Annotated in this window: 18 protein-coding genes, 2 pseudogenes and 1 riboswitch; of the genes and pseudogenes, 13 read left to right on the top strand and 7 right to left on the bottom strand. The window is 37.0% G+C overall.

Annotated elements, in window-relative coordinates; translation table 11 throughout:
• Positions 1 to 179: 179 nt before the first annotated feature.
• The 4 genes from ACHABU_RS06580 to pseI are packed head-to-tail and all read left to right on the top strand — an operon-like array spanning position 180 to position 3,621.
• A complete protein-coding gene (locus ACHABU_RS06580; RefSeq protein WP_435763550.1) occupies positions 180 to 911 on the top strand; it encodes a cytidylyltransferase domain-containing protein in 732 nt (243 codons plus the stop codon).
• Between the two features lie 12 nt (positions 912 to 923).
• A complete protein-coding gene (gene pseG, locus ACHABU_RS06575) occupies positions 924 to 2,015 on the top strand; it encodes a UDP-2,4-diacetamido-2,4,6-trideoxy-beta-L-altropyranose hydrolase (RefSeq protein WP_435763548.1) in 1,092 nt (363 codons plus the stop codon).
• Entirely contained in the window at positions 2,012 to 2,569 is a 558-nt protein-coding gene (gene pseH, locus ACHABU_RS06570; protein WP_435763546.1) for a UDP-4-amino-4,6-dideoxy-N-acetyl-beta-L-altrosamine N-acetyltransferase, read from the top strand. Before pseG ends, pseH begins: the two co-directional genes overlap by 4 nt.
• Entirely contained in the window at positions 2,569 to 3,621 is a 1,053-nt protein-coding gene (pseI, locus tag ACHABU_RS06565) for a pseudaminic acid synthase (protein WP_435763544.1), read from the top strand. Before pseH ends, pseI begins: the two co-directional genes overlap by 1 nt.
• Before the next feature lie 327 nt (positions 3,622 to 3,948).
• On the opposite strand, the gene ACHABU_RS06560 is transcribed toward pseI, so the two are convergent.
• Together ACHABU_RS06560 and ACHABU_RS06555 are read right to left on the bottom strand one after the other, a co-directional pair.
• Positions 3,949 to 4,170, bottom strand: coding sequence for a hypothetical protein (locus ACHABU_RS06560; protein WP_435763542.1), 222 nt, complete (start codon positions 4,168 to 4,170; stop codon positions 3,949 to 3,951).
• A gap of 367 nt (positions 4,171 to 4,537) precedes the next feature.
• The gene (locus ACHABU_RS06555; protein ID WP_435763541.1) at positions 4,538 to 4,675 is read right to left on the bottom strand and encodes a tyrosine-type recombinase/integrase; all 138 of its coding nucleotides are present in this window, start codon (positions 4,673 to 4,675) and stop codon (positions 4,538 to 4,540) included.
• A gap of 492 nt (positions 4,676 to 5,167) precedes the next feature.
• Here ACHABU_RS06555 and ACHABU_RS06550 point away from each other — a divergent pair.
• The 4 genes and pseudogenes from ACHABU_RS06550 to ACHABU_RS06535 all read left to right on the top strand — a co-directional run.
• A pseudogene (locus tag ACHABU_RS06550) lies at positions 5,168 to 5,337 on the top strand (transposase domain-containing protein); the annotation flags it as partial.
• Positions 5,338 to 5,797: 460 nt separating this feature from the next.
• Positions 5,798 to 6,646, top strand: a complete 849-nt coding sequence (locus ACHABU_RS06545) for a BC_2427 family protein (protein ID WP_435763539.1) — start codon at positions 5,798 to 5,800, stop codon at positions 6,644 to 6,646.
• 178 nt (positions 6,647 to 6,824) lie between these two features.
• Positions 6,825 to 7,604, top strand: a complete 780-nt coding sequence (locus tag ACHABU_RS06540) for a CsxC family protein (RefSeq protein WP_435763702.1) — start codon at positions 6,825 to 6,827, stop codon at positions 7,602 to 7,604.
• Between the two features lie 968 nt (positions 7,605 to 8,572).
• Positions 8,573 to 8,923 carry a GlcG/HbpS family heme-binding protein gene (locus ACHABU_RS06535; protein ID WP_435763537.1) on the top strand — a complete coding sequence of 117 codons (351 nt, stop codon included), beginning with the start codon at positions 8,573 to 8,575 and terminating at the stop codon, positions 8,921 to 8,923.
• Between the two features lie 288 nt (positions 8,924 to 9,211).
• On the opposite strand, the pseudogene ACHABU_RS06530 reads toward ACHABU_RS06535, so the two are convergent.
• Positions 9,212 to 9,337 (bottom strand): annotated as a pseudogene (locus tag ACHABU_RS06530) (Lin0512 family protein); the annotation flags it as partial.
• Between the two features lie 43 nt (positions 9,338 to 9,380).
• Between ACHABU_RS06530 and ACHABU_RS06525 the strand changes: the two are divergent.
• Entirely contained in the window at positions 9,381 to 9,629 is a 249-nt protein-coding gene (locus tag ACHABU_RS06525; RefSeq protein WP_435763535.1) for a M20/M25/M40 family metallo-hydrolase, read from the top strand.
• A 366-nt stretch (positions 9,630 to 9,995) separates the two neighbouring features.
• Here ACHABU_RS06525 and ACHABU_RS06520 read toward each other — a convergent pair whose 3' ends face one another.
• Positions 9,996 to 11,363: a D-serine ammonia-lyase gene (locus ACHABU_RS06520; RefSeq protein WP_435763533.1), complete on the bottom strand. Its 1,368-nt coding sequence runs from the start codon at positions 11,361 to 11,363 to the stop codon at positions 9,996 to 9,998.
• Between the two features lie 253 nt (positions 11,364 to 11,616).
• Here ACHABU_RS06520 and ACHABU_RS06515 point away from each other — a divergent pair, with 253 nt between their 5' ends.
• The gene (locus ACHABU_RS06515; RefSeq protein ID WP_435763531.1) at positions 11,617 to 12,573 is read left to right on the top strand and encodes an ATP-dependent 6-phosphofructokinase; all 957 of its coding nucleotides are present in this window, start codon (positions 11,617 to 11,619) and stop codon (positions 12,571 to 12,573) included.
• Positions 12,574 to 12,994: 421 nt separating this feature from the next.
• On the opposite strand, the gene tenA is transcribed toward ACHABU_RS06515, so the two are convergent.
• From tenA to thiM, 3 genes are all read right to left on the bottom strand, one after another.
• Positions 12,995 to 13,684: a thiaminase II gene (gene tenA, locus ACHABU_RS06510; protein ID WP_435763529.1), complete on the bottom strand. Its 690-nt coding sequence runs from the start codon at positions 13,682 to 13,684 to the stop codon at positions 12,995 to 12,997.
• An 82-nt stretch (positions 13,685 to 13,766) separates the two neighbouring features.
• The gene (locus ACHABU_RS06505) at positions 13,767 to 14,126 is read right to left on the bottom strand and encodes a Lin0512 family protein (protein WP_435763527.1); all 360 of its coding nucleotides are present in this window, start codon (positions 14,124 to 14,126) and stop codon (positions 13,767 to 13,769) included.
• A gap of 61 nt (positions 14,127 to 14,187) precedes the next feature.
• On the bottom strand, positions 14,188 to 14,967 hold the full coding sequence (gene thiM / locus ACHABU_RS06500) for a hydroxyethylthiazole kinase (RefSeq protein WP_435763525.1): 780 nt from the start codon (positions 14,965 to 14,967) through the stop codon (positions 14,188 to 14,190).
• A gap of 85 nt (positions 14,968 to 15,052) precedes the next feature.
• A riboswitch (TPP riboswitch) is annotated at positions 15,053 to 15,155 on the bottom strand.
• Between the two features lie 207 nt (positions 15,156 to 15,362).
• On the opposite strand from thiM, the gene ACHABU_RS06495 reads away from it, so the two are divergent.
• The 3 genes from ACHABU_RS06495 (at position 15,363) to ACHABU_RS06485 (ending at position 17,200) form a co-directional block, all read left to right on the top strand.
• Entirely contained in the window at positions 15,363 to 16,310 is a 948-nt protein-coding gene (locus ACHABU_RS06495; RefSeq protein ID WP_435763523.1) for a nucleoside hydrolase, read from the top strand.
• A gap of 235 nt (positions 16,311 to 16,545) precedes the next feature.
• Positions 16,546 to 16,884, top strand: a complete 339-nt coding sequence (locus ACHABU_RS06490) for a DMT family transporter (RefSeq protein ID WP_435763521.1) — start codon at positions 16,546 to 16,548, stop codon at positions 16,882 to 16,884.
• 1 nt (position 16,885) lies between these two features.
• A complete protein-coding gene (locus tag ACHABU_RS06485) occupies positions 16,886 to 17,200 on the top strand; it encodes a DMT family transporter (RefSeq protein WP_435763519.1) in 315 nt (104 codons plus the stop codon).
• Positions 17,201 to 17,284 lie beyond the last annotated feature (84 nt).

Genomic DNA, 17,284 nt, shown 5'->3' with positions numbered 1-17,284 from the left:
AAATATGCAATTGAAAATTAAAACATTAATAAATTATTATAAGTTCAAGCTAAAACAACAATGTATCTGCATGCTGAAAAAATGTAATAAGGAAACCCTATAACCATGCTAGGATTTGATAACCAAATAGCTGGAGTGAAAAAGGTAATTCCTATTATTCTGCTGACTGAGGTGAGAAAATGAAGGTAGTAGCAATTATACAGGCGCGAATGGGGTCCACTCGATTACCAGGGAAAATTCTAAAACAAGTTTTGGGAAAACCTTTACTGGAGTTTCAATTGGAGCGTGTTAGCAGGTCAAATTATATTGATGAAATCCTAGTTGCTACAACTGACCAGCATCAGGACAACGCAATTGTTTCCTTGTGCCAGATGATGAAAATAACGCATTACAGGGGACCAGAGGCAGATGTGTTAAAGAGATATTATAAAGCAGCTAGTCATATAAAAGCAGATATAGTAGTCCGTTTAACTTCTGATTGCCCGCTGATCGATCCGGTACAAATAGACAAAGTCATACAAAGCTATTTTCTTCATCAACATCCACTACAATATGTCTCCAATACATTAAAGCGTACATTGCCAAGAGGTATGGATACAGAAGTATTTTCATTTCAAGCTTTGAAAGAAGCTAGTGAAAAAGCAGAATCAAAAGCCGATCGAGAACATGTGACAAGATATATGATAAATAATCCCCAAGATTTCAACTTAACAAATGTTTCCAACAGCAAAAACTATAGTCATCATCGTTGGACAGTTGATACACTCGAGGACTTTACTCTCATAAATAAAATTATTGAAACACTATATCCGCATAAACCAGAGTTTACAATGGAAGATACCATCGAATTACTTGATACATTTCCAGAATGGCAGTTGATCAATACGCATATCCAACAAGAAGAAGATTGAAAGTGTGAGTCTATGAATATTTTTATAAGGACTGATGCATCGACAGATATCGGTACCGGCCACGTCATGAGGTGTTTGGTCTTGGCAGAAGATCTACGTAATAAAAACGTAAAAGTAACTTTTATTTGCCGGGAATTACCCGGTGATTTAATCGAACATATAGAAAACAAAGGATTTCCTGTCATTTCCTTACCATCACCCGGGAATAGTAAACCGGCTAACGAAGATGGGATTAGCAATGAAAATTGGCTGAAACTAAATTGGAAAACAGACGCACTTCAAACAATTGATGCGATAAGCAAACAACCTACTATTGACTGGTTAATCATCGATCATTACGAAATTGATAAAAAATGGGAGCGTATAGTAAGACCACACGTAAAAAAAATAATGGTAATCGATGATTTGGCCAATCGTTCGCATGACTGTGACGTACTGTTAGATCAAAATCTTTATAGAAACTTAGAAAAACGATATGAGGAATTGATTTCTGAATCTACAACTACTTTATTAGGACCAAAATACCTTTTATTAAGGCAAGAATTTAGGGATTTAAAATATGTGCAAATTGAGAAAGGTTCAGTAAAACGGATCCTGATATCTTTTGGTGGGAGTGACCCTACAAATGAAACAATGAAAGCAATCAAGGCTATTAAAATAATTAACCAACGAGATATTTCTGTAGATGTTGTGATCGGATTTTCAAATAGGAATTATTCAGCTATCAAGAAATCCTGTAAAAAATATTCTAATATAAAGATTCACTATCAAATTGACTATCTAGCAAAACTTATGACGGAAGCTGATTTGGCGATTGGAGCAGGAGGAAGTACAACATGGGAAAGATGTTATGTAGGATTACCTGCTATTACGATTGAAACTGCTGAGAATCAATCTGAAATTCTGTCGTATTTATCAGAAATAGGTGTCGTATGCCATTTAGGGGTTAGCGAGAAGGTAAATGAAGAGGATATCGCAAGCAATCTAATAAAATTAATCAATTACCCGAATATGCTGAGAGATATGGTGAATGCTGCAGCGTTTATTATGCGTGATTTTAACGATTGTCTTGTTGTCGAACGGTTACTTGGGGGAGAAAAATGATGATTAATAAGGGAGATTTTCAATTGATGCCAATCCGTTCTGAAGATTTGAAAACTGTACTTCAATGGCGCAATTCTAAACGGATTAAATCATTTATGTATACGGATCATCAAATTACATGGGATGAACATTGTCAATGGTTTGAAAGTCTAAAAACAGATCCACTTAGGAAAACTTTTTTGTTACATCATAAAAACCTTCCTTTAGGGTTAGTTAATTTTACGAATATTAATAAAGAAAATGCTCGATGTTATTGGGGTTTTTATATAGGCGAAGAGACTGCACCTAAAGGATCTGGAACCATTATGGGAATATTAGCTCTGGATAAAATTATTAATGAAGTAGGGATAAACAAAATATGCGCGGAAGTTATTCATACGAATAGTGGGAGCCTTGGTTATCATAAGAAATTAGGGTTTATAGTTGAAGGCAGATTTGTCGAACATGTGTGGAAAGATAATCAATACCTGGATGTTATCCCTATGGCACTATTTAAAGAAAATTGGGCAAAGGTGAGAATACAACTTTTAGCTGATCTGAAGGGGGGTACATGATGAAAAAGATAACCTTTGGGGGGAAGAAGGAAATAGGCACGGACACCCCTCCATTTATTATTGCAGAAATGTCTGGGAACCATAACCAATCGTTAGAACGCGCTTTGGAAATCGTAGAAATGGCAGCTAAGGCTGGAGTACATGCATTAAAAATCCAAACCTATACAGCAGATACAATGACATTGAATGAGGCCAAGGGCGACTTCATGATTAATGATTCGAAAAGTATTTGGAAAAACAAATCATTATACAAACTATATCAGGAAGCAAATACACCTTGGGAATGGCATCAACCAATTTTTGAACGTTGCAAACAATTGGGTATGATAGGTTTTAGCTCACCGTTTGATGAAACAGCGGTGGATTTTTTGGAATCGCTGAACGTCCCTTGCTATAAAATTGCTTCGTTTGAATGTACCGATTTGCCTTTAATACGAAAGGTAGCTAAAACAAAAAAGCCAATGATCATCTCAACAGGGATGTGCTCAGCTGCCGAAATAGAAGAAACGGTGAATGCTGCAAGGGAAGCAGGTTGTGAGGATTTGATATTACTTAAATGCACGAGCACGTATCCAGCATCTCCAGAAAACACCAATATTATTACGATCCCTCATATGAAGGATTTATTCCAATGTCAGATAGGTTTATCTGATCATACAATGGGTCATGGGGTTGCCGTTGCAAGTGTTGCATTAGGAGCAACTATTATTGAAAAGCACTTTACCCTCTCCCGAAGTGATGGCGGGGTAGATGCAAGCTTCTCCTTGGAACCTAATGAAATGAAAGCATTGGTTACTGAAACAAAAAGAGCTTGGCAATCGATTGGTAACGTACATTATGGTCCAACAAAAGCAGAAAAATCTTCGGAAAAATATCGACGCTCCCTATATGTAACTGAAGATATGAAAGCAGGTGACATATTTACCCAAGAAAACTTAAGAGCGATTCGCCCTGGATTTGGACTCCCCCCGAAGTATTATGATATATTACTGGGTAAAACGGTAGTTCAAGATGTGGAAAAAGGAACTCCTGTCACTTGGGATATAATATAGGGACGCGGGGAACCTTGTCCCACCACCAATCCCATAATTATCTTTACTTGGACAAGGAAAATTCCCCTCTGTTTCTACCAATGGGTAAACCAATATGTGAGCGGAAAAAGCAAGCAAAACTAGTAAAATGCCCCAAGGAAAATATTATAAGTACAGAAACTTTCCACTTGAATATACAGGCATCAAACAGCTAAGGTTTGATACCTGTAAGTTTAAGGGGGACAAAGGGACAGGCATGTGATGTGACCCCCAAAATATGTGCAGTGGATTAGACTAAGTGTTAGTGGCACTATGGTCTTTTTACTTAAAAAACATCAAAAATGAATTTTAATACAATTGGCCGTCTCTATAATACAATTTCTTTAATTCTTCCATGTTTATGGAACTTGCTTTAACGCCATGTTCTTCATACATATATTTAAAAAGAATACGAAAGGTATCCTTATATGGTTGGATAGTAAAAGGAGAAACTTTTTTCTGACTCATCATCCATTTTAGGAAAAAGTTTTGAAGCAGGTCCTGGAAATCATTACTCTTAGTAGCTGACATCACCCTCATAGAAATATTTTTCAAAACTTCCAGAAGTAAACTGTAATAACTCAGGTGTCCCTGTAAGTTTCCAATAGGTATCTTCTACTTTCACATGGCCAAGATAGGTGGAAAGGTATATTATCTTCCTATCTATGTTTATACCATTTTTAAGCCAGCGCAGTAGTGTGTTGCATGAAAACATATGACAGATATCATACAGTCTCGTGACGTCTATCCCATTCTTTTAATCTATCAAGATTTGACATCTGATTATTTGTAATGCACATTCAAAATTATGTAATACCAGTTTGCGGCTCCCTGTAAAATTAGGAAATGATGGTCTGAAAAGTCTTTTCTAGTTTATCTCTAACATTTACATATGATCTTAGTTTTGTAACTGTGTAAAGTTTATCTTCGTATAAATACTGGTAGTTTCAATAGATTCAAGGTCAAGAATATCTGCGATTATCTTAAGGTCAACACCATAATTAATCATTTCTTTTGCAGCCGTAAGTCTTAGCATATGGGTTCATGTAAAATTCTGTATTCGGGCCCTAATAGCAGCACTTCTAACTGTATTTCGAACTTGGGTAGCTGGACGTGAATGTAATAAGCATTTTTCAATGGGTTTGTCTGTAACAGCATGAAGTGGAAGAGTTTTTTTCAGAATGTGACATTAATCGTCTGATGGTTACAGTTCCCTTTAACCAGTCAAAGTCATCCAATGAAAGTCTAGCAACTTCCGAACAGCGGCGACCTAAATCTATTAAACATCGAACAATTGCGTAGTTTTGAATTCCAATTGGGTTTGATTGATTATATGATGAAAAAAGAGCATCTGTTTTTGAATCATTTAGATATTTTGAATTAGCTGTCTAATTCCAAACAAGTGGTGTCATTAGTAATTTCAAGAAGTCTTAAATACCTTCTAATTCTATCTATCATAGTTTTCTTTGACGTATTTAAGATATGATGTAGTGTATCAGTTAGGTATATTCGAATATGATCCACAGTTAGTATTGTAGGGACAGCCAAGGAAAACGGATTAAATCCATTTAACTATCTTAAATACTTATTTGAAAAGCTTCCCAATATGGATACATCAGATAAAACTAAGTTAGACCAACTCTACCATGGTCATCGACAATTCCAGAAGAATGTCGTGTTCCAAATAAATCTAAATAAAGTATACAAGTAATCCCACCTGCATTAGCAGGTGGGATTTATTTCGCTTACAAACCACACGCTTCCGCACAAAGCATTAAAACTAATAGCTATTTCGTATTCCAATATTAGCATCTCTGTATAAGTCTTTGTATTTATTAAACTTTATTATTCTCCATTTTTAATCATTTTATTATTCCAGCAAGATTCATCTTTCCTTATTATATAAGATGTATTTCCACCTCATATTCTGTTACTACTCAGAATGTGAGGTGATTTCTAACAGGTAAAAGTCGATATTCCGTATCAATCGGTTCTATAGCTGAAAAACATTATCTTGCATATCACGCAGATTCTACACGTTCTTCTCTCTTATAACCCAATTTGGACGAAGTGAAATTCGTGGAAACAGGTACAAAAGATGATTAACTGCATAAATAAATATTATGTAAGCAGTATCGTTCGAAGGAGTGAAATTGAAATGAAATTTAATAATAATAAGATCAGGTCCCTCTCTGCTCCAAAGAATACGAAGGCAGTAGAGCTATCTAATCATAAGAATGCCAACAAACACACTATTGTAACAGGATATAATACATCTATTCGTAACCAAGTTAAACACATTAAAGTTCCATTTTCAACTTATATAAAAATTGACAATTTCCTTCAACAGCCAATTTTCGTTCATACAGTCGAGCGTTCACTTAACTTCAAAGATCAAACTGGTATGAGCCCTGACTTTGAGACATCTCAACTTAATACTTCTACTTATTATCATGAGCAACCATATGGTAGATTGGTTTTTTCTAACGTACATTCAATGATGAATTTAAACAAAGAGTCTTCTAAAGTATCTAAGAAAAATAACAACTTCCAGCAAGAAATAACGAAACCTTTTAAACAAAACTCAAACTCACTAAAAGGGCCCGACATTTTTAGTAATACATTTCCTTTTGCAAAGTTTCTTATTCCAGTCGTACTTGGGGAATATGATATTGAAATCGTATTAGAGGAAAACACGCCAATGGACAAAGGGATCATCAGGATTTTGGATGTTTCAACAGAGGTTGTATTGACAAATTGTAAATTCTTACCCTCCAATTTCAAACATTCTTCAGATCAAGAGAAACGGATAGCTTCAAATGGTATATTATTTGTTGAAGGATATATTCAAGAATCAATGGAATACCTCCCTGCTATTAATTGGGAAAAGATATCACCACGAGAATGGTTAAAAAAAGTCTATTATCGAGTAGACCAAAAAATAATGGCACATTTAAAGATCCAATTACTGCAATTAGTTCAAATTGAAAATTCCCGTAGAATCTAAATAAAGAAATTTTAACCTACTATTAAAAATCCACGATTGCCTCCTATGATTCGTCCATGCATAATCTTACTAACTGAATATCTTATTAATGTAAGGGTAATAGACCTTTAACAAAAAAATAGGAGGAATTTTTATTATGGTAGGTTATGGTTACAGTCAAAGCTATTTAAATAAAAATATGGTAAAGAAAGATCCGAGTCCAAGTAAAGTAAATTGTGAGGTTAAATCGCGTACAGAGGTTCAACTTCCAGATACTCCCGCTACTCCCGTCGTTAACCCAAATCTATCTGGTGCGTTTATTAAAGTCCCGTTAGTTTTAGCTGAGACAACTCTACAAGTCGTAGTAGAAGCTGACATTCCACTTGATCCGCCAGCATGTGAAATTAAAAGAGTATTAAAAGATGTTTTCTTAACACAGTGTAAACTCGTTCCTGTTGGTCCATTTGAAGAAATAAATGAATCAGGAGGATTCTACACTTCTGAAGGAGCTAAGTTATTCGTAGAAGGATATATTCGTAAAAATATCGAGTACGCACCAAAAGGCTGTAATAGCGCACTACGTACTTTAACAGCGAAGGTTCCATTTTCTGGTTTTGCAGATTTAAGTGGTAACCTTATGAATTTACCGATTTTCGGTTTTGGAGATCAAAGAAGAGCACAATTTCTCGATCCTAAACATGGAGAATCTCCTCGTTTAGATAAATACTTCTTCCAAAATAGCGTCATTTACAATGAACAGCCATTCTGTGAACTTATTAGCGCGGAATTCTTTGAGCTTGACTTTTCTCCGCATTCTTTTGACTCGCACGAAAGCAAAGGCTCTAATAACGGCAGCTTTAACAAACTACGTGAAAAAATCGTTACAGATCTTACTTTAAAAGTGTTGCAAGTTCAACAAATTCCACTTAATGTAAATGGTGGTGGAGCTGCTGCAAAAGGACACGAAGACGATTGCTAGGAATTATTTAACACAAAAAGAATGATATTTAAGTCTTTTAAATAGTGGTGAAAACAAGTTGAGCTTATTAATAGCTTAACTTGTTTTATGATTATAAATCTAACAAAATCCTAGTTTTTTGAAAATGTAGAGCCTTTTTGATTTTATGAAGCTTTTCATGTGTATTAGAAAGGAGTATGCTCAGATCTGCTCCTCACGTATGGTCAGTGTCTTCAATATTCAAGCAGGTAGCTGAATCAACCTCTGTTAATATATGAAGTTGACTTTTCTATTTGTGCTGTGACAGTATAACTTTGGGAAGATACTGTCTTGGTACCCGTGCAATCTTAAAATTAATCATTTGTATTTATCGTATGCTAATATTTTAAGTATTATTATACACATCCAGCCTTAAAATCCAGCAACCTTCACATGAGAAGAGTAGCTGGGTTTCTTTTGTAGGACGTGGTCTTTATTTAGTGCACCCTAAAGGTTAGAGTGAAATCTAACTTTTGGGGTATTTTTTATGTGTTATCAAAATGGTAACATAAACTATAGTGGAATTATTTTTAGCGAGTGTATTAAATTCGGATTTTACATATGGTGTTAGTTCAATAGAATACTTGATACCACCAACTTTTAATTAAAATCAAATCGTGGGGATTGATATATCTGAAGAGATGTATCAGGACATTTCATTTCTGGGTGGCATGCTTCTCTTGAAAATAATTATTTTGCTATTGATAATCATTATTTAGATTAAATATCGTATAGATAGATAGTTATTGGATCACCTCATGTTTTTGCTTCGACAATATGGGCAGCAATCCTCTGGAATCGGATTGCTGCCTACATTATTATTGCCAAAGCTATAGTTGTGGAAAATTTTAATAACTGATGAAAGTCCGAAATCCTCATTATGCAGCATTAGAGGTAGCGAAAAAACTAATTGGAGGCGCTGAACAAGAAGCAAAAAAATTGGTGTGAATATGGTCATTTCTTTTTTGGATAAAGGTGGAAACCTGATCTCCGTCCATCAAATGGATGATGCTTGGCTCGCAAGCGTAGAAATCGCTCAAAATAAAGCATGGACTTCTGTTACACTGAAAATGCCAACTTCCAACTTAGCCGAAGCAACGGTTCCTAATGCTGAGCTTTATGGACTGAATACAACAAATAATGGAGGAATTGTTGTGTTTGGCGGTGGTATCCCACTAACCCAGGATGGAAAAGTTGTTGGGGGTGTAAGTGTTAGTGTAAGCAGTGTAGAACATGGTGTTCTAGTAGCACAAGCAGCTGTTAACGTTTATGAAAACTTGAATGTTAGTGTTGGTCGATAGTAAACAGAAATAAATCTTAAATAAAAATGTATTGAAAGTTTAAGGTATGTTTGCACTCCTTCTCATGTAGAGAACCTAAGTATTCCCTTTAAGAAGTGAAGAAGTTAGCTCCAGCTAAGACGCGGGCTGACTTCTTTTTTAATTCGACAAAAATCGGGGAATGGGACCACAGTCACCTTTCCTTTTTTGCCGGTGAAGATGAATGGTGGGGCGTCTTTCTTGGTTACTGATTACAGCCATAAGAATATAACATTTCTGTGATAATCATACCAAAATTATTACTGTTGTTTAATAGCCTACTTCTACTACAGCGTTAACTATATACATTAAATCGTTTTTATCTTGCTGTTCTTCAAGAAAAACGCCGCTTGTTGTTGCCATGCCGCCAGCCATCACTTCGACCGTAACCATACCAGGAAATGAGTGCCTGTCCCCACCACTTTAATGCTGTAAAGCGGTGGGGGACTGGCACCCGATAGTAAAATTACTTGGTGATTGTGTATTCAATTATCCATTAACAATGGGTGGTGAGGATTTCGGTGCATTCTCCAAGATAATACCAGGAACATTCATTTTTATTGGAGCAAGAAATGAGGAAAAATCCTATGATTATCCACATCACCATCCTAAATTTGCCATCGATGAAGATAGTTTAATCGACGGTGTTAACATGATGGTTCATGTTGCGTTAGAAATGAGAAAATAAAAAATAGTGAATTCAGGTTGAACGTGGGGGGTCACTTCAGTGGCGTCCCATCTATGGAGTCCACTCTATCGGGTGCGGTTTACGCAGTAGCTGTCCCTGACTATATCCAATAAAGTTAACCATTTCCTATAAGGGTGGTTAACTTTTTTCGTTTCGAAACTTGATGAGATTTCTCTTACCAGCTTCTTAATTGTCAAATCATATATAAACAGTGTCCGATTCACCTCAATCCAGTGAAAGCGTCGGCATATCGAGCAACCCATTCGTCTATCTAAATTAGAAGAGACTGTACCAAAGGTTATGAGTTTAGGGACTGTCTCTTTCAATTAAGGGATAATTTCCAAAAACAAATACTTACATTAAAAATCAATCGTTATTTTTAATCCCTGACCCCAATTGATAATAAGACTCCATTACCTCCTCAGGTACCATACTTCCACCAGTTCCCCAAGCTATATGTGTTGCATTCGTCGTTTTTTGTGTTAAATTTTTATCTTTCAAATATTTTTGCCCAGCCGCTTCTTTAAACAATTGGACAGGCCCGTGTACTCCAGCAAGTGCGGATGGCTCCAGACGAATATTCTCTGCCTCTATTAGGCTGGTTAATAAAGCATATAATGTTTGATCATCTACTGTGTAACTTCCGCTGATTAAATTTTCGAGCGTCTTACCAACAAAGCCAGAAGGTCTTCCAACCGCAAGCCCATCTGCATCTGTAATATTATCGATGCCGAAATCCTGAACTGAAATTTTGTCATGTTTACCTGTCATTAGGCCAATAAGCATAGACGGTGAATGAGTAGGTTCAGCGAAAAAGCAATGTACGTGATCTTTAAATATCATTTTCAACCCAAATGCTACGCCTCCCGGGCCACCACCAACTCCACATGGGAGATAAACAAATAATGGATGATTTTGATCCACTAACACATTCATTTCATCCAGTTGTTTCTTTAATCTAGATGCTGCCACAGCATATCCTAAAAATAGATTTATTGAATTTTCATCATCGACAAAATAGCTATTTGAATCTAAATCGGATTGCTTTCTTCCTTCTTCTACCGCTTTCCCATAATCTGATGTGTGTTCAACGACGGTCACACCCTTTTCACGAAGCAAATCCTTTTTCCATTGCTTTGCATCGATTGACATATGAACGGTAACATTAAATCCAAGCTTCGCACCGATAATTCCGATACTCAGCCCTAAATTACCTGTCGATCCTACAACAATCGAATAAATGGAAAAGAAGTCTCTAAATTTCTGACTATTAATGATAGAATAATCGTCCTCAACGGAAATCATTTCATGTTCTATTGCCAGATCCTCGGCATGTTTTAAGACCTCATAAATTCCGCCTCTTGCTTTAATCGAACCAGAAACGGCAAGATGACTGTCACATTTCAATAATAGCTTCCCATCCACTTTTTGCTGGAACATTTCTTCAAGACAACGGTGCATTTCAGGAATCTCTACCGTAGGGGACTCGATTATTCCATTTAAATCTCTAGTTACAGGAAAGACCTCAGCGATATACGGAGCAAATCGATGTAATCTTTCATCTGCTTTTTGAATGTCCTCTTCAGTCAATGTAATGTTAGGTATAGCTTTTCCAAAAGATAAGTAGTTAGGATTCTCCCAAAATACTTCTTCGGTAGAGCTGATTTTCTCGAGCAACGGATAGTCTTTTTTCCATTGCTTTATTGTTTTACCTGCGATTAAATGGTTGTTCATTTGTATATTCCTCCTAAAATGTAAAAGTGAAAATGATATTTTTGCCGTGCTGGTATTTGTGGGTGAAGTTTTTTGTTCTTTTGAGGTGCACGAACCGTTCCCCTTGCTTCCAACCATAGCAGAAGGATAAAATTTGGTATAGATTTAATTCTAAATTTCCACTGAAACAGTGTATAATCAAAGTAATCATATTAAATGCGGCAGTACATATTTATGTTTAGGATAAGTAAAATTTATTTTGGGGAGTTTATTAATGATTAAACTAGGAATTATGACAAGTGGCGGAGATGCGCCTGGAATGAATGCTGCGATTAGTGCAGTTGTAAAAGCAGCGAGTTATCATCACATGGATGTAATGGGAATACAATATGGAATCCAAGGACTGGTAGATGGTAATATCTATCCACTGACTTCTGTTGAATTGGAAAACATTACGCATAAAGGTGGAACAATGCTAAAAACATCAAGCAGTCCAGAATTTATAGATGAGACAGGGAAAAACAAGGCGATTGCTTCATTAGATAAATTTGGGATAAATGCTTTAGTAATCATAGGCGGCAATGAGGCCCTTAAAACCGCTGAAAACTTGCAGCAAAAAGGGGTGAAAGTGATTGGTATACCTGCAACAATTGAGAATGATCTAACGTTTACAGATTATTCCATTGGTTTTGATACGACTATAAATACGATATTGGATAGTATTTCTAAAATTAAAGATACAAGTCTATCGCATGAAAAAACAACCATTGTGGAAGTGATGGGTAGAAATTGCGGGAGTTTAGCTTTATTTTCAGCTCTAGCGGGTGGAGGGGAAATCATTTCTACACCCGAAAGAAAATTGGATGTAAATACGATATGTTCTAAGTTATCTACAAGAATAAACAGTGGTAAAAGAGATAATCTCATTATAATAACCGAAAAACTATATGATATAGGGAAGTTACAAAAAGCTATTGAAGAAAAATTAAATATAGGTGTTAGAGCATCTGTATTAGGTATTTTACAAAGAGGTGGAAATCCATCTGCGTTTGATAGGATACTCGCAAGTAAAATGGGAATTGCAGCAGTAGAACTATTAAAGAATGGGCAGTCAGGCAAGGCCGTTGGAATAAGAGAAAATAAAATAATAAATGTTGAGCTTAACCAAGTAAATACGAACATGAAGGATGGACAAGAGAATTACCGTTTAGCTGAAATACTTTCATATTAAGAAGCATGGGACGGTTCTCATGGTTCTATGTTCAATATGAATGTTAATCTATTGCAAGTTCGTGCAATAAATCCGTAGAGGAGATTGAGATTATGTGAACAATCGGTTGTAATAAAGAGGTTCTTGCAATTTTCAACTAGGAAGCAAGAGGACGGACGATTCACCTGCTTCCCTTCTTGGTGTGCAGACTTTCCTTATTTTGTTGAATGATATCGATTGATTTTTAACGCTAAAATTAAAGAAGTGTAAAGTAGCCATCATAAATGGACTGCTTTACACTTCTTTTTTGAGCTAGCACATCGATTAGCTGAATAATTGCCACATTCGCGGATAAAGTTAGACAATCGCGGATATACGCCTAAAATTCGCGGAATTCCAGTGGCCCGGTATCTCATTCCACAAATGATCTAGACTTCTTGCTCTACACAGACGTCCCTAGCTTATCCTTTTCCGATAGCCATGTTTCAAATGTATACGACATTTCCCAGAATGCAAGTTCATATTCTTTGGCAATGATGAATTGATTTTTAATCTTTTCCTTTTCTGCTTCGCTTGCCTGGTCAGCTAATTCATCCATGAGGTTAATCATTTCCTGTGTCGATTCCTGAAACCAGCTACTAGCATACATGTTCAGCCAATTTTGATAGATTTTTTCTTCCGGTTTTGCATCCTTATATTGCAATCCGATATCGGCATACAACCAGTAACATGGCAGTATAGCAGCTACAATTTGGGCCAGACTGCCGGATAATGACGCTCGGTACAAATGGGATGTATAGGCATATGCAGTTGGCGCTGGTTTAAAATTTTCTATTTCCTCATTCGTAATCTTTAAAATTTCAGCATGCTCCTTGTGTACGGTTAGCTCTGCTTCAGTTGTTTTTTTTGCCTTTTCAGCAAGTCTTGCAGAAACATGAAAGTCATCTGCATGGGCAGCAGCGAAGGCATGCACCTTGCCGTAATGTTTCAAATAGTAGATGTCCTGCATAATATAGTTTTTGAACGTTTCCAGCGGTAAATCACCCTTGACAATTCCTTGTACAAACGGATGATTCAGGCTTAACTCCCAGCTTTGCTTTGTTGCTTCTCTCAACGACTCTGAAAAACGCATAAAAAATTCCTCCTCTATTTTAGTTTCTTACTGGTGAATTAGGAAATGGATATTTATTTTTTAACATCCACTTACGATAAATTTAATAGCCTACTTCTACTACAGCGTTAACGATATACATCAAATCGTTTTTATCTTGCTGTTCTTCAAGGAAAATTCCGCTTGTCGTTGCCATGCCACCGTTCATCACTTCAACGGTAACCGTACCATAGGGAATCAACTTTTTTATTCTTTTCTGATCTAATTTTTCCAAATCCCGCGGCAAGCCTAGTTTGACATTAACTTTCATGTTATTTAAGTCACCATCCGGCAGAATTTTTTTCATGCCTGGCATGGAATTGGAATGGATTGCATTCAGCACTGCGCGTTCAGACGCAATATTTACATCCTGTCCGTGGACATCCAAGCCTGTTCCTGTTTCAATAAATATGAGATTTTCCATTTTCTTTTCACTTCTCTCTATTAAAATAGTTTCAGAAAGGCTCCTTCTAAATACGGATAACCTATTGTTCCTGAATCTGTTTATATTTTTCTACTTTTTCATCTGTTAAGAAGTAAAGCTCATCAAGCAGTGCAGGAATAAATGTTCCAGGCCCCACTGCTTTTTTCATCGCTAACTCCGCTGCAATGCCATAACTTGCCACTGCATAGACACCCGCCTGGAATTTGTCATGGGCTACACTGACAAAAGGTCCAATAAGTGAGGAAAGCAGGCATCCGCTGGCAGTAATGTTTTGTAACATTTCATGGCCATTTTTACATAGAGAAGTTCGCACGCCATCGGTAATCACGTCTGTTTCTCCGGTGGAAATCACAACTGTATCATATTTTTTCGCCACAGCTTTTGCTATTCTCGGGTCATTTTTTTCAATCATGGAATCAGGTCCCTTTGCTTTGTCCAAAGCGCCTCCCAAAACGGCAATTTCCCCGGCATTAGCGCGAATTGCCGCAAGCTTTACTGTTGCAAGTATGTCGTTAATTATTTCTGTCCGAAAATCTGTCCCACCAACAGCAATGGGGTCAAGGATAACTGGAACTCCATTCTCATTTGCAGCCTTTCCAGCTTTTAACATAGCTTCCCCACGGTCCTCCGTTAATGTTCCAAGGTTCAACACGACTGCGTCGGCCATCGCTCCGTAGTCCTGTGCTTCTCTGGGAGTATGTGACATAGCAGGGGACGCGCCGATTGCGATTAGACCATTTGCGGCAAAATTACTCGCAACTTCATTCGTAATATTAAAAATAAATGGCTTGTCTTCTCTGATTTTTGCAATAAAATTCATCCGGATAGCTCCTCTCTGATAGGTTGAAAAATTAAAAAAACCACCCCAAATGGAGTGGTTGTATATACAATTTCAGCATATGTATACGTCGCCAACTCCACTTCCCTACGCTGGTATTAACCAGTTCAGGTTCAAAGGGATCAAGAAATGAATCATGTCTCAGCCAAACGGCACCCCTAGTGGATTTTTTTATTATTCTAAATAAAGCTTACTTCATTCTATTATAAAAGTAAAATGATATATGGCAGAGAAGAAGCATGGGGACGGTTCTCTTGCTTCCTTTTTCGTATGGAGAGGAAGCAAGAGAAACGTCCCCATGCTTATTTTTTATTATATTTTAATATGGTTCTGTGGCAAAATAGAATTTGCAAGATAAAATAAATGAGGTGTACATAATGCGAAAGGTAATTATTGATACAGATACTGCAGGAGACGATACGATAGCGCTATTAACTGCGCTTCATCATTTTAAAGTGGAAGGCGTTACGATTACTGGGGGAAATGTAGATTTTAATCAAGAGGTGGAAAATGCCCTTTATACCATTCAGGTTGCAAGTCCAAAAGAATACGTGCCAGTTTATAAAGGATATGAAGTGCCGATGACAATTACTGGTAATGAACATCATCAGACCGTTGAGGATGTTCATGGGAGTGATGGTATGGGTGATGCTTTTTTTGAAAAGGCAACACAAAGACCTGAGGCAGGGCATGCGATTGACTTTATTATAGAAAAAGTAAAAGCAAATCCGGGTGAAATCGCTTTACTCGCAATCGCGCCACTTACAAATATTGCAATGGCCATTAAAAAGGATCCTACAATTATAGCGGATATCCCACATATTTATATTATGGGTGGCACAAATAATTCATTAGGAAATATAACGCCAGCAGCGGAGTATAACTTTTATGTTGATCCAGAAGCAGCGAGAATCGTGTTGCATTCGGGAATCCCAATCACGATGGTTGGCTGGGATATGTGTACGAAATATTCCATTATGGATGAGGAGGACCATCAGGATATTGAAAAATTGGCTACAGCAGGTTCTGACTTCTTTATAAAAATTAATAAGGTCGTCCTGAAATTTAATAAAGAAGTTCATCGTCTGAATGGCACGACGCACCCAGACACACTATTAGTGGCAATTGCTGCAAATGAAAGCCTGATGAATGCTTTAAATCACTATTACGTTGATATCGAAACAAGAGGTGAATTAACTAGAGGATATAATATGGTCGATATTAATAACCGTACCGGTAAAATCCCAAATGTTCGCGTATGTGAAGTAGTTGACCGGGAAGGATTTAAGGAAGTTCTTTTGGACGTGTTGAGAGCGATAGAGTAGGTCAGATGCTGAATAAGGATCTAAGATGAAATAATTGTTGAACAAATTAATTGATGATGAAGTGGAAGCATGAGAGCACGTCCACTTCATACTCTCCTAGAACAGCGATTCGCGGAATAAACACCATATCCGCAGATAAATGTAGATGATGGGAGATAGGTCCCTTGTAATAGATATGTGCTAAAGTAGGGGGACTGTCATTTATAGATGTATTCTATCAAAAGGAGGAGTTCAAATGGCCTGGCTTTATGTGATTTTTGCTGCAATTGTCGAAGTGTTTTGGGTCATCGGTTTGAAATATTCGGATTCACTAATAGAGTGGATTTGTACAATTATAGTCATTATTCTCAGTTTTTATTTTGTAATTAAAGCATGTGAAAAACTACCAGCCGGAACCGTTTATGCCGTTTTTACAGGCTCTGGGGCCGCAGCAATTGTGTTGCTCGATTTTCTTTTGTTTGGAGCGGAATTTTCGATGGCTAAGGTTTTCTTTATCGGTTTAATTATCGTGGGTGTGATTGGAATTAAAATGACCACACCAAATGATAAACCTGCAGAACAGGGAGGAGATTAAAATGGCTTGGATTTTCCTTGTTATAGCGAGTTTGGGTGAAATATTTGGAGTGATGAGCATCAATCTTTATCTTCGTAAAAAGTCGATCGGCAGGTTACTCATGATTTTCTTAACGTTTGGTGGCGGATTTGTTTTTCTTTCCCTTGCGATGAGAGACATTCCGCTTGGTACTGCCTATGCGATTTGGACAGGGTTGGGTGCAGCCGGGGCGGTATTAATGGGTATCTTGTTCTTCAAAGAAGCTGCTGGTTGGAAACGAATCTTCTTTTTACTTTGTATTATAGCCGGTGCTGTGGGGTTGAAAGTACTTGGATGATTTTTTGGCCAATGGTAGATCCCACTGCTTTGATAAGAGAAGCGTATAAAGCGGTGGGGAATGGCACCGGGCAGATTCACGTGT

Source organism: Oceanobacillus sp. CF4.6 (assembly GCF_051262635.1).
GTDB lineage: Bacteria > Bacillota > Bacilli > Bacillales > Amphibacillaceae > Oceanobacillus.
Note: the sequence above shows the minus strand (reverse complement) of the source record. Positions and strands in the feature narration are given on the sequence as shown.

What these genes read in the sequence shown, in the direction of transcription:
- ACHABU_RS06560 (WP_435763542.1), bottom strand. Translation starts at nt 4,170, where the DNA reads ATGTCAGCTACTAAGAGTAATGATTTCCAGGACCTGCTTCAAAACTTT.
- ACHABU_RS06545 (WP_435763539.1), top strand. Translation starts at nt 5,798, where the DNA reads ATGAAATTTAATAATAATAAGATCAGGTCCCTCTCTGCTCCAAAGAAT.
- pseI (WP_435763544.1), top strand. Translation starts at nt 2,569, where the DNA reads ATGAAAAAGATAACCTTTGGGGGGAAGAAGGAAATAGGCACGGACACC.
- pseG (WP_435763548.1), top strand. Translation starts at nt 924, where the DNA reads ATGAATATTTTTATAAGGACTGATGCATCGACAGATATCGGTACCGGC.
- ACHABU_RS06520 (WP_435763533.1), bottom strand. Translation starts at nt 11,363, where the DNA reads ATGAACAACCATTTAATCGCAGGTAAAACAATAAAGCAATGGAAAAAA.
- ACHABU_RS06580 (WP_435763550.1), top strand. Translation starts at nt 180, where the DNA reads ATGAAGGTAGTAGCAATTATACAGGCGCGAATGGGGTCCACTCGATTA.
- ACHABU_RS06535 (WP_435763537.1), top strand. Translation starts at nt 8,573, where the DNA reads ATGGTCATTTCTTTTTTGGATAAAGGTGGAAACCTGATCTCCGTCCAT.
- tenA (WP_435763529.1), bottom strand. Translation starts at nt 13,684, where the DNA reads ATGCGTTTTTCAGAGTCGTTGAGAGAAGCAACAAAGCAAAGCTGGGAG.
- ACHABU_RS06505 (WP_435763527.1), bottom strand. Translation starts at nt 14,126, where the DNA reads ATGGAAAATCTCATATTTATTGAAACAGGAACAGGCTTGGATGTCCAC.
- pseH (WP_435763546.1), top strand. Translation starts at nt 2,012, where the DNA reads ATGATGATTAATAAGGGAGATTTTCAATTGATGCCAATCCGTTCTGAA.
- ACHABU_RS06555 (WP_435763541.1), bottom strand. Translation starts at nt 4,675, where the DNA reads ATGCTAAGACTTACGGCTGCAAAAGAAATGATTAATTATGGTGTTGAC.
- ACHABU_RS06490 (WP_435763521.1), top strand. Translation starts at nt 16,546, where the DNA reads ATGGCCTGGCTTTATGTGATTTTTGCTGCAATTGTCGAAGTGTTTTGG.
- ACHABU_RS06495 (WP_435763523.1), top strand. Translation starts at nt 15,363, where the DNA reads ATGCGAAAGGTAATTATTGATACAGATACTGCAGGAGACGATACGATA.
- ACHABU_RS06515 (WP_435763531.1), top strand. Translation starts at nt 11,617, where the DNA reads ATGATTAAACTAGGAATTATGACAAGTGGCGGAGATGCGCCTGGAATG.
- ACHABU_RS06485 (WP_435763519.1), top strand. Translation starts at nt 16,886, where the DNA reads ATGGCTTGGATTTTCCTTGTTATAGCGAGTTTGGGTGAAATATTTGGA.
- thiM (WP_435763525.1), bottom strand. Translation starts at nt 14,967, where the DNA reads ATGAATTTTATTGCAAAAATCAGAGAAGACAAGCCATTTATTTTTAAT.
- ACHABU_RS06540 (WP_435763702.1), top strand. Translation starts at nt 6,825, where the DNA reads ATGGTAAAGAAAGATCCGAGTCCAAGTAAAGTAAATTGTGAGGTTAAA.